The organism is Lysinibacillus odysseyi 34hs-1 = NBRC 100172 (genome assembly GCF_001591965.1).
GTDB classification, from domain to species: domain Bacteria; phylum Bacillota; class Bacilli; order Bacillales_A; family Planococcaceae; genus Lysinibacillus_B; species Lysinibacillus_B odysseyi.
In genome coordinates this window covers 23,890-31,324 of sequence record NZ_BCVX01000021.1, presented here as the reverse complement: position 1 = coordinate 31,324, position 7,435 = coordinate 23,890, and the positions used below count along the sequence as shown (strand labels likewise).

Here is a 7,435-nt window from a genome sequence, read left to right as displayed (position 1 = left end):
CCCCTAATGTAGTCTTTTTTTTTAGAATAGACAAAAATACTTAATATTTGGCCACACGATTTCTTAAGAATTTCTTAACTCTCTCTACGAAAGTATTAAACCCGTTTTTCCCGTCAGAATAAAAAAGCCAGCACTTCTACCCGAGTACCGGCTATACTTTATCTAATTTTTACGTTCCGCACCCACAGCTCATTTAAAAGGATAAATACAAAACTAAACACCATGGCCGTCTCTGCTATCAAAGGAGTAAAACATCCTGCTGCAATAATCAGAAGGCTCCGCTCCGAATCATATTTCACAGCAAACTTTTCAAATGCTAAATTAACACTTACATTACCTAGTAAGCTTATCTAAACTTTTGTAGCACAGACTGCATCCATCACCTCTATTGGCATTTGGAAATCAGTTCCATTAACGGCATGATTCACCTTCACCATATCTTCCACACAATTGTAGTAGATATATTTTTATAAAAAAGAGAGTGCTTTTCCAGCACTCCCTCTTTCTTATTCCACTACATCGTATCCTTGGTCCTCAATTGCCGCCTTCATTTGTTCAATCGTCACTGCGCCTTCTTTATAATCAACTTCTACAGTACCCGCATCTAATTGAACAGCTACTTTTTCTACGCCTTCAAGCTGACCAAGGCCACATTCAACAGCCTTTACACAATGTCCGCATGACATACCTTTTACTTGAATTGTTACATTTTCCATAGCTAATCGCTCCTTTTTTATAAAATCCTATCTATTTTCTCATTAACTTCTGAATAGTCACCAGCAGCTCATCTAATACTTCCTCGTCACCTTCTGCCAGACGATCCATGACGCATCCTTTTAAATGCCCCTGCAAAAGGACTTTTGCTACGCTGTTTAAAGCAGATTGGATTGCTGAAAGCTGGGTGATGATATCATCACAGTATACATCTTTTTCAACCATCCCTTTAATGCCGCGCACCTGCCCTTCAATTCGGTTCAGACGGCTCGTCAAATCCTTTTTAACATGTTCAGGGTGATGACTTTTCCTGCATGACTCTTCCGGCGAATATACTACATCCGGCTGCTTATTCATTTCCTTTTCCATTCCATCTTCCTCCTTCAGCTACCACCTAAGGTACCCTAAGCAGGTATGACGCATCATACTTACACTATAAGGTACCCATCATAGGTATGTCAATCTATTGTCTATTCGTTACCTTTTTTATGAAGCCAGTTAGCTTTTCCCCATATTCTCAAGGCCATAATACTCATGCTGCAGCTGCTTAATTTGTTCATCCACTAATTTCACACGGTTCTTTAGCTCCTTGGACTTTTCTTTTGCAACAGTCACTTTTTCATCATAGATGAGGGCTTTTTCCCTCTGCTTTTTGGCATTCATACGATGTTCCATTAAAATTTCCCGCTCATTTTGCATGAAGTTGCCTTCAGATAGGAGCACTTCTTCAACAAGTTCTTGTTGCTTTTCTTCTATTTCTTTTTGAAGCTGATTTTTTCGGATATTTAACTTTGTATTATCAATTGTGGCACCAATTGTCCGCCATAATCCCTTCCGTTCCCGATTCTCTCCCTTTTGTTGCTCTATAACAGCGATTTCCTTTTCTTTCGTAGCGAGAATTTCAATGCCCTGTTGGAGAGCGGGTGTTCCTTCCTCTGCAGGTATGGCAGCAATATGGCTTCCAATAAACATTTTATACGTTTTCGCCTTCTCCTTTTCTGCTTCCATTGCCTGCACATGGATTTCTCGCTGTTCTTCATAATCTTTCATTTCAGCTTCTTGATCATGTATTGCTGCTTCATACTGGGTACGTTTTTCCACAAGCTCATAGTAGCGTCCTGCTTGTTTTTCCCAGTGTGTGATGAATGAAGAAAAATCCGCCTCACCGATTCGGGCCTGTACAACAAGGGGAAGGATCATTTGTAGAATAGCTACAGGAAGAAGCTTTTTCTTCATGCTTTTATTTTGATGCTTCAACAGCAATCCACCGCCGCCTAAAGCGAGCGGCAGGATTATAAGCGGGTTGACCAGCATAGAAAAAAGGGACGCAGCAAACGTATAAAATCCAAACGGCCACGTTATACCGGCCAACGCCAGCGTAGCCGCCATAGCAGATGTCAAAACCGTATAAGCCGTAAAACCTGCTACTTCTACGATGACCGAAAACACAACGACTGATCCCTGTATCAATAGAGCGCTGCGAATAGCGTCTGTCGTTAATTCATCAAGCTTTAGTCTGGCCTTTAGCTCGAGCTGTTTCTCCTCCGGAAGTTCCATTAAAAAAGTCTGGATTTTTTTTATGAAATCAGTCGTCTTCTTTTCATCCAGTTCACGAAATTTGCTGTCGAATGTAGAGAACACCTTTTGCATCTGGTAATGGATGATCAGCTGATAAATCTCGCGGTCATTAGCTGCCTCCACAAATTTCCCGTAGTCCTTATCCTCTTTCAGCATAGCCTTATGCACTGCTTGCATAACGGCTTCCCCCTGCATCTCTATTTCACTTGAACTATGGTAAGGCACGCCTGGAAGTTCAAGCACTTTTGTCATTTCGGTAAATAGCTTTACCTGGAGTTCTTCATCCGAAAACCGTTTCAGCTTGTCCATCTCTATCTTTAATGTTTCATAAAAATGATCTGTTTCTTTCGAAAAAAAGTCCTTTGTTTTTGCTGTTATCATTCCGAGGATATTTGTTTTATGAAGCAGGGCATATACTATGCGAAGCTCATCACCTGACATTTGCACCAAAGCTTGAATCAAAATTTTCCCATTCATGATCAAATCCCTCTTTCCGTTTTTCCTATCTTCCATACTAATCACTTTCCCCCGAGTGCGCATCTATTTCTTTTCGCATTGGGAGAGGTATAATATAAATTATCTTTAGAATAAGAAAGGAATGTTTTTTATGCGGATTACCTTGAAGGAAAAAGGAGAAGTATTAGCAACCATCAATGGCAAAGAAGTAACCTCAGAAGATAGAAAAGTACGTGAATGCTTAGAAGCATTAATTGCCAATAATGAGCTGAATGAATTCCCTCCTCATATCGACAAGGATCAGATGCTAGAAGACGTAATAAAGGCTTTTGCCTTCGTAAATAATTACGAGATAGAAGAGTAAAAAACTAAGGTTTTCTGCCTGCTTAGAGGCTATATTTGCATGACAGAATCCCTCCTGTATGTGATAGACGAGTTTGAGAAGAGACAGTAAAGACTAAACGGACATGGAGATGATATATATGTTAAAAGAGCAAGTTTTTGCCCAGCTAAAAGCGGCAATGAAGGAAAAGGACGTGTTGTCTAAAGGAGTGTTGACATTGCTGAAGTCTGGTCTTGATGCTGCTGAAAAGGAAAAAGGCGCAGCGCTTACAGAAGCAGAGGAAATAGCTGTTATCAACCGTGAAGTAAAGCAGACAAACCAAGCTTTAGAAGGTGCTCAAACTGCCGGCCGTACGGATTTAATCGAAAAAGAGAAGGCAAAATTATCACTGTTGAAAAACTTCCTTCCAAAGCAGCTCTCCGAGGAAGAAATAACGGGGGCTCTACGAGCGGCTGGAGTCGTGCCAGGGATGAATATGGGTGATGCGATGAAAATTGCGAAACCTTTACTAACGGGCAAAGCAGAAGGAGCAGCTATCTCGAAAGTCGTAAAAACGCTCATTTCCGAATAGACAAATTTACCGGCATCTATACGTCTGTTAATGCATTCGTGCAATGGCTCGAATGCATTTTCATTTTACATCTATCCATTTTGTATGATGGGAAGAGCATTTTCCTTTGTCCGCTATAAGTAAGTCCCTTGCTAACCTTTTCTCTTTTGTATGACAAATTACTCACAACAGTCTATTAAAAGGTAAATCTTTTTACATAAAATAAACGGATAATCTTACATTGTTTTGGTATTATTATATTAATAAAGAAACTTAAAGCACCTGAATCATACGGAGGGATTAATTTGCAATTTTATTATGATGCCCAATTAAAAGTAGCCAGAGAGCTATTCCATAAAACACAGTATGATATAGCCATTTCCATCCTCGATGAAGAAATCCCTAAACTTGAGGAAAAACAAAATTATAAATCGCTCGGTGAGTATCTCAATTTAAAAATCGCTTGTCTGATTAACAAGGGAGATATCCAAGCTGTACAGCCACTACTCGATCAGTTGAAGCATTATCTTTTAATAAGCGGACATGAGGATCTGCAGTTAAATTATCTTTATCATAGCGCTAACTTTTTTTACTATAGCGGAGATTTAGAGCATTCGATCGAATATAACTTAAAAGCATTAGAACTACTTGAAGCTACCCCATCACACCGCTACTACCCGGCAGTGTGTCACAACCTTAGCGGATGCTATATTTTATTAAAGGAACTGGAAAAAGCCTATTATTATAGTGAAAAAATTTATCCTATTATGCTTGCGGCGAAACATGAACAGCCCATTATGTATATGCATTATATGAATACCCATGCCTGCTATTTATTTGAACTTCATAGATATGAGGAATCATATAAGCTGCTGAAGGATATCCTGGATCACCCGCTTCTTAAGCAAAATTCAAAGCAATACGCAACAACGATTAATAATATGGGCGTTTACTACGCGCGCACAAATCAATATGAAAAAGCAGAGCAGTGCTTTACAGAAGCCTGGGAAATCCTCACAGAGATGTCTGATAACCAGTTAAAAAGTAGAATATTAAATACTATTATTGAATCATACGAAGTAATGGAAAACTATAAAAAGGCATATGAGTATGCCCGGGTAAAAAATGAATTGCTTGAATCTGAGGAATCACGCCGTCAATTAGAACGACTGCATGAGTTTGCCTTAAATACGAGTAAAGAGGCGCTTAATCTACTCGCCTACACTGATAATGTAACGCAGTTGTACAATCGTCATTATTTTGAGGAGGAAGCTGAAAAGTGGTTTTCAGAAGCTCTATCGACTGACACCCCACTGTGCTGCGCGCTCTTCGATATCGATGACTTTAAGCAAACAAATGACCAATATGGACATCTAATAGGAGACCAGATCCTCCGCCAAATTGGAGAAGAGGCAAGAAAATTCTATCGTGCCGGGAAGCTATTTATCGCCCGCTATGGCGGGGACGAGTTTATTATCCTTAGTAAGGAGCCGGCTTTATTCAAACAGACAATTGAACACCTCTTTCATACCCTTCAGGCGATTGAAGTTATGACTGAGGACGGCTATTTAATGTTCACCATCAGTTTAGGGGCTGTTATAGTAGAGGATCTATCTGACTTCACTGTTTCAATGGTTATCCAAAAAGCAGACGAAGAGCTCTACAGCGTAAAGCGCAATGGAAAAAATGCCTTACGGGTGGTTTAACCAATATTTCATTTACATGACTCTTTCATTTCCGGTTCTATATTTTCCGCAGAGCTCTTCAAATGAAGGGCTCTGCGGCAGTTAGGCTACCACAACTGCGGTTTTACTACCATCAACCAAAGCATCATAAGCATGATGGTGATATATAAAATTGCTGCTCTCTTCATCACCGCTATGAAAGTCTCTTTATGAAAATAATCCGCCTCGGCGATGCGCCATGCAGGCTTAAACGCTTTGGCCAGGAAAAAAAGAGAGGCAATAAGCAAAATAATTGTCGCGAGCACCCAAGGCGTCTTCCAAGACCATCCGCTCAGCCATATAAGGGCAATCCCGCTTATTATCAATACATGGCCGCCTAAACTAACAGCACGTACAACGCCACGCAGCCCTTCTACCATCCCTTTTATATCTCTTTCTTCCGCTTTTTCCATGCGCTTTAAGATGGGAAATATGGAAAAAAGGGGACCGATCGCAGCAACGGCGCTCACTACATGTATAAAAATAATCATTTTATATACCATCATGTTCTTTCCCTTCTCTTCTCTATTCTTCTTCATTTTAACGAATGATTAGTAAATTGCTATCTACTATTTTTCTACAATTATATTTGACAGAATGTTATGATTAATGAACAAGGGGGGGTTATGTGAATTATCGTCACGCTGGGGTTTTACTCGGGGGAATACTATTACTTGTTATTGCCATGGGTATCAGCCGTTTTGCCTTCACACCGCTTCTGCCTTTTATGCGGATAGATGAAGGGCTGACATTTCAGGCTGGTGGATGGCTCGCTTCCAGCAACTATATAGGCTACTTTGCAGGGGCATTGGGAGCCGGCTTTATTTATAAGGGGAAAAAACCATTTTTACTTGGAAACGTTTTAGTAAATGTCGTTTCCATTATCGGGATGGGACTGACTCACTCTTATGTCATATGGATCATTTTACGGTTCATCGCAGGAGCAACGGGCGGATTCATCTTTGTTTTGACTTCAAGCATTATTATGGATTACTTGGCTTCGCATCTGCTGACACGCTGGTCCGGCTATGTATTCAGCGGCATCGGGATTGGCATTGCTATCTCCGGTCTCTTCGTTCCGCTTTTAGAGGCGAAACTCCAATGGGAAGGTACATGGATTGGACTGGGTGTGTTATCTGCCCTATTTTTCGGTGCTGCTTTCTTTCTTTGGCGGCATATCCATGTACAAGATGGAGAAAAGGTTGAAAAAACAAAGGATACAAATATTTGGCGCGGCTTTATGCTATGGCTTATTATCGCTTACGGACTTGAAGGCCTAGGCTATATCATTACAGGAACCTTCCTCGTTGATATCGTGTACAATATTGAAGCTATACGAGCATATGCAAGCTATTCGTGGGTCGTTGTTGGCATTGCCGCTATTCCATCGGCACCATTTTGGATGGCTATGATGTCCCGCTTTAAGCCTGTTTCCGTCATGTTTATGGCGTACATACTGCAAGTATTGGGAATCATTCTGCCAGTATTAACACAGACAGCGTGGAGTGTTTTATTATCTGCATTTTTATTCGGCTGTACCTTTGTAGGGCTCGTCACTCTTACGACCGGCTATGGCAGACAACTGTTTCCAAAACAAAGCGGCTTGGTTGTTTCCGTCCTCACAACGGCCTATGCATTTGGCCAAATTATCGGCCCGCTTCTTGCCAGCCGGGTGGAGGACAAGTTCAACAGTTTCAAAGCACCGCTTCTTTTTGCAGGAATGGTAGTATTTTGTGCGTTCGCCATTTTAGTTATTGGCCACTTCATTACACAACGCTCTATTGCCCACAACAAGCCAGCTCAGGAATCCTCCTGAACTCGCTTGTTTCTTTTACAAAAGTTTGTTCAGCAGTACTTTCAGAAGGAATGGATTAGAATAGCTGAGTATTCACATTTCCCTGCAGGATATTTTTTCTATATATGCTTCCCCTGAAAATAGAGCAATATTTTATAGCTTATAGTATCCTGTTTACTATCAATTTGAACTATCCTTATTATTTCGTAACTGCTATCTTGGCTTTAGGCGTTGCTATCTTTATGTTTTATTAAAAATTGAAGAGCTATCAAATA

General features: G+C 40.6%; 8 protein-coding genes. 4 read left to right on the top strand and 4 right to left on the bottom strand.

Features of this window, described 5'->3' with window-relative positions; all coding sequences use genetic code 11:
- Positions 1-506 precede the first annotated feature (506 nt).
- The 3 genes from copZ to BOD01S_RS22035 all read right to left on the bottom strand — a co-directional run bounded on the left by copZ (position 507) and on the right by BOD01S_RS22035 (position 2,769).
- Positions 507-716, bottom strand: coding sequence for a copper chaperone CopZ (copZ, locus tag BOD01S_RS22045; RefSeq protein WP_036150452.1), 210 nt, complete (start codon positions 714-716; stop codon positions 507-509).
- 31 nt (positions 717-747) lie between these two features.
- A complete protein-coding gene (locus BOD01S_RS22040; protein WP_407656013.1) occupies positions 748-1,083 on the bottom strand; it encodes a metal-sensing transcriptional repressor in 336 nt (111 codons plus the stop codon).
- Between the two features lie 129 nt (positions 1,084-1,212).
- Complete coding sequence (locus BOD01S_RS22035) at positions 1,213-2,769, bottom strand: hypothetical protein (RefSeq protein WP_036150451.1); 1,557 nt, start codon at positions 2,767-2,769, stop codon at positions 1,213-1,215.
- Positions 2,770-2,911: 142 nt separating this feature from the next.
- Between BOD01S_RS22035 and BOD01S_RS22030 the strand changes: the two genes are divergently transcribed.
- From BOD01S_RS22030 to BOD01S_RS22020, 3 genes are all read left to right on the top strand, one after another.
- Positions 2,912-3,112, top strand: coding sequence for a hypothetical protein (locus BOD01S_RS22030; RefSeq protein WP_156116998.1), 201 nt, complete (start codon positions 2,912-2,914; stop codon positions 3,110-3,112).
- A gap of 118 nt (positions 3,113-3,230) precedes the next feature.
- Positions 3,231-3,662 (top strand): GatB/YqeY domain-containing protein, encoded by a 432-nt coding sequence (locus BOD01S_RS22025; protein ID WP_036150449.1) that lies wholly within the window; start codon positions 3,231-3,233, stop codon positions 3,660-3,662.
- A gap of 284 nt (positions 3,663-3,946) precedes the next feature.
- The gene (locus BOD01S_RS22020; RefSeq protein WP_036150448.1) at positions 3,947-5,347 is read left to right on the top strand and encodes a tetratricopeptide repeat-containing diguanylate cyclase; all 1,401 of its coding nucleotides are present in this window, start codon (positions 3,947-3,949) and stop codon (positions 5,345-5,347) included.
- An 86-nt stretch (positions 5,348-5,433) separates the two neighbouring features.
- On the opposite strand, the gene BOD01S_RS22015 is transcribed toward BOD01S_RS22020, so the two are convergent.
- On the bottom strand, positions 5,434-5,871 hold the full coding sequence (locus BOD01S_RS22015; RefSeq protein WP_036150447.1) for a DUF2269 family protein: 438 nt from the start codon (positions 5,869-5,871) through the stop codon (positions 5,434-5,436).
- A gap of 122 nt (positions 5,872-5,993) precedes the next feature.
- Here BOD01S_RS22015 and BOD01S_RS22010 point away from each other — a divergent pair, with 122 nt between their 5' ends.
- Positions 5,994-7,181 carry a YbfB/YjiJ family MFS transporter gene (locus BOD01S_RS22010; RefSeq protein WP_036150446.1) on the top strand — a complete coding sequence of 396 codons (1,188 nt, stop codon included), beginning with the start codon at positions 5,994-5,996 and terminating at the stop codon, positions 7,179-7,181.
- The last annotated feature ends 254 nt before the right edge of the window (positions 7,182-7,435 follow it).